This is a genomic window from Methylobacterium sp. WL103, assembly GCF_008039885.1.
GTDB lineage: Bacteria > Pseudomonadota > Alphaproteobacteria > Rhizobiales > Beijerinckiaceae > Methylobacterium > Methylobacterium cerastii.
Window position 1 is genome coordinate 1 of sequence record NZ_VRUX01000498.1, and the last position, 3,181, is coordinate 3,181.

A 3,181-nucleotide genomic window follows, 5' to 3' on the forward strand; every position below is an offset into this window, starting at 1 on the left:
ACCGGCGCCGCCGGGGCGGCGCCGGTCGAGCGCCGCACCCTGGTGGAGGCGGTGCTCGACACCGGGCAGCGGCTGCTGGCGCTGAACGAGATCTTCGTCGGCCATCGCAGCCACCAGTCGGCGCGCTACCGGATCGAGGCGGAGGGCGCGGCCGAGGACCAGTCCTCGAGCGGGCTCATCGTCGCCTCGGGGACCGGCCTGACCGGCTGGGCCCGCTCGATCGGGGAGGCGACGCGCCTCACCCTCGGGATCGGGGCGGAGGAGTCGGCGGTGGGCTACTGGGTGCGCGAGCCCTTCCCGAGCGTCGCCACCGGCACCACGGTGCGGGCGGGCAAGCTCGCCGGCACGGCGCTGTCCGTCACCTCGCGGATGAACGAGGGCGGCGTGGTCTTCGCCGACGGGATCGAGCAGGACTTCATCGCCTTCGATTGGGGGCGGCGCGTCGAGCTCGGGCCGGCCGCGCGCAGGCTCAACCTCGTCGTCGCATGAGCGCGCTCCGGTTCAGGCCGTGGGCTCCGCCGCGACCGCGCCCCAGCTTCGCAACGGGAAGGCCCAGTCGTAGGCCAGGTTGAAGAGGAAGGCGTACGCCACGTAGAAGCCCGCGATCGCGAGATCCATCACCAGCGCCTCGACCAGCGAGATGCCGAGGTACCAGGCGATCGGCGGCAGCAGGATCACCAGCAGCCCGGCTTCGAACAGCACCGCGTGGCCCACCCGCAGGAGGAGGCCCTTGCGCGTGTGCCCGGTCAGCCGCTGCAGCGCGCGATCGAAACCGAGGTTGTAGACGTAGTTCCACGCCATCGCGACGAGCGCGCTGCCGACGCCGATCACGCCCATGTCGGAGGCGGGCAGGCCGAACAGCGTCGAGCCGAGCGGGATGACGAGGGCGAGCCCGATCGCCTCGAACAGGATGGCGTGGCGGATGCGGTCGCGTGTGGTTCGCATGGTCTCGTCTCGTAAAGCTGGTATAGGTCGAGCGCGTTCTATCTGCGATACCCGTGCTCGCAAGTTGGAACCTATCTCGGAATTCGATGGATGGCGGTCTCCCTCGACCAGCTCCAGGCCTTCGTGGCGGCGGCCGAAGCCGGCTCCTTCTCGGGCGCGGCGCGCATCCTGAGGAAAGCGCAATCCGCCGTCAGCACCCAGGTCGCCAACCTCGAAACCGATCTCGGCCTCTCCCTGTTCAGCCGGGCCGGCCGCAACCCGGTGCTGACCCCGGCGGGGGAGCGCCTGCTGCTGGAGGCGCGCGTGGTGCTCGACCGCCGCGAGCACCTGGTCGGGGTGGCGCGGAGCCTCGAGCAGGGGGTGGAGAACCGCCTCGTGGTGGCGATCGACGAGCTCTACCCCGAGCATGCCCTCGGCGCCCTGTTCGCGGACTTCGCCAAGGCCTTCCCGAACGTCGAGCTGGAACTGCTGTTCCCGCTGATGGAGGATGTCAGCCGCATGGTGCGCTCCGGCGCCGCCGACCTTGGGGTGATGTGGCGCCAGGAGGTCCTGCCGACGGAACTCGGCTTCCAGACCATCGGCTGGGTGCCGCTCAAGCTCGTCTGCGGCCGCGACCATCCGTTGGCGAAGGCGCGGGTGGAATGGGAGGAGCTGAAGCGCCACCGCCAGATCCTGGTCGCCGCACGCGGCGACGGGCCGGAGAAGCGCCGCCTGCGGGTGGCCGCCGAGGTGTGGTGGGTCGAGAGCCACTGGGTAATCCTGGAGATGGTCAAGCACGGGATCGGCTGGGCCTTCGTCACCGACCACGTGATCGCCGCCTCGCAGACCGCGCCCGACCTCGTGACGCCGGACCTGCAGTTCGACGCGGGCGACTGGCCGATCGCCCTCGAACTGGTCTGGCACAAGCAGCGGCCCTGCGGGCCCGCGGCCGCCTGGTTGCGCACGCGCTTCGCGGCCGAGCGCGTCGGCAGCCTGTCGGGCGAGAAGCGGCCGAGCTGAAAAGCGACTTCGCCGGCCCCCCGCGCGGGCCCGTCAGGGCTCCGCCCAGGCGGCGTGGACCGGGCCGGTGGCGGTGTCGGGCTTGGCATCGCCGATGAAGATCACCACCGGCCCGTGCTCCGCACGCCGCGGATCATAGAAGTCGAGGAGGTCGGGGTAGAGCCGCTGGACGAAGGCCGGCCGCACGCCCGCCCGGCGCATCAGGTGGTCGATAACGACCTGGTCGCCGTGCACGCCGTTCGGCACCGGCCCGCAGGAGCCGGCCGCCATCCAGCGTTCCGGCTCGGCGGCGAAGGCGGCGTGGAGGAAGGCGAGGTCGTCGCCATCCCAGCGCAGCAGCGCGCTGGAGAGCCGGTCCTTGTGGAAGTAGTCCTCCATCGCGGCGAGGCCCGGCTCGGCCAGGGCGTCGGCCGGGCCGGTGAAGACCGTGTCGAGGTCACACAGCAGCGTCGTCCCCCGCGTCAGGCCGGGGCGGAACGCCTCCATCTTCGCCCACCACGCCGGCCAGCCCTGCCGAAGCGCGACCCGCTCGACCCCGGGGATTTCGAGCGGAAGGTCCGTGAGGCAGAGGATGCGGTCGAAGGCCGGGGCATGGCGCCGAACGCCCCGGGCAAGGCGTTCGACCCAGGTCGCGTCGTAGCGGCCGCCGCCTTTCAGGACGGTGACGAGCGTCGTCATGCGAGAAACCTCATCGTCCGGCTTCGTGCAGGCGGAGCCGGCCCGCCGCCTCGGCCTCCGCGAACCAGGCGCGCTCGGCCGCCCACGGATGCCCGGGCCAGCCGGCGAAGCCGAAGCCGTAGGCGTCGACCGGCTCCGATCCGGCGGGCCGCGCGAGGAGGAGCGCCAGCGTCACCAGGTATCCGGTGCTCGGGTTCGGCCTGCCGGTGGTGCCGGGAGCGAGGCGACGCCGTCCTTCTTCGTGCAAGGCTTCGGGCAGGACGTGGACCGGCTTGCCCAGGGGCGCGAGCCGGGCCAGCGCCTCGCGGGTCCAGCAGGTCTGCTCGGGCCGGTTGTGCTCGGCGGGGAGCATCGGGAACGGCAGGATGAAGGCTTGCGCTGCGCGAACCACAGGGCGATCGAGGAAGCGCGGATCAGCTAGCCACGCGCGCATCTGCCCGCCGCGGTTGACGAGGGCGAGGTGGGTGACGCGGGAGCCGGCGGCTCCGCCGAAGCCCGCCACGTTGTTGAAGCGCACGATGCAGGCCGCCGCGTCGATCGCGGCTGCGGCCTCGACCCC

Annotated in this window: 4 protein-coding genes and 1 pseudogene; 2 read left to right on the plus strand and 3 right to left on the minus strand. The window is 72.1% G+C overall.

The genetic code is table 11. The annotated features are described in order from the left end of the window. Positions 1-489: pseudogene (locus FV222_RS21200) on the plus strand (hypothetical protein); the annotation flags it as partial. Between the two features lie 12 nt (positions 490-501). On the opposite strand, the gene FV222_RS21205 reads toward FV222_RS21200, so the two are convergent. Next, positions 502-945, minus strand: a complete 444-nt coding sequence (locus tag FV222_RS21205; protein ID WP_147815575.1) for a PACE efflux transporter — start codon at positions 943-945, stop codon at positions 502-504. Between the two features lie 90 nt (positions 946-1,035). Between FV222_RS21205 and FV222_RS21210 the strand changes: the two genes are divergently transcribed. Continuing rightward, positions 1,036-1,944 carry a LysR family transcriptional regulator gene (locus tag FV222_RS21210; RefSeq protein WP_147815576.1) on the plus strand — a complete coding sequence of 303 codons (909 nt, stop codon included), beginning with the start codon at positions 1,036-1,038 and terminating at the stop codon, positions 1,942-1,944. 33 nt (positions 1,945-1,977) lie between these two features. On the opposite strand, the gene FV222_RS21215 is transcribed toward FV222_RS21210, so the two are convergent. Together FV222_RS21215 and FV222_RS21220 are read right to left on the minus strand one after the other, a co-directional pair. Further along, positions 1,978-2,622: a hypothetical protein gene (locus FV222_RS21215; protein ID WP_147815577.1), complete on the minus strand. Its 645-nt coding sequence runs from the start codon at positions 2,620-2,622 to the stop codon at positions 1,978-1,980. Between the two features lie 10 nt (positions 2,623-2,632). Beyond that, positions 2,633-3,181: hypothetical protein (locus FV222_RS21220; protein ID WP_147815578.1), on the minus strand; the 549-nt coding region annotated here is incomplete at its 5' end.

Excerpts from the sequence above, each read along its gene's own strand:
- FV222_RS21205 (WP_147815575.1), bottom strand. The coding sequence starts at position 945 with ATGCGAACCACACGCGACCGCATCCGCCACGCCATCCTGTTCGAGGCG.
- FV222_RS21210 (WP_147815576.1), top strand. The coding sequence starts at position 1,036 with ATGGCGGTCTCCCTCGACCAGCTCCAGGCCTTCGTGGCGGCGGCCGAA.
- FV222_RS21215 (WP_147815577.1), bottom strand. The coding sequence starts at position 2,622 with ATGACGACGCTCGTCACCGTCCTGAAAGGCGGCGGCCGCTACGACGCG.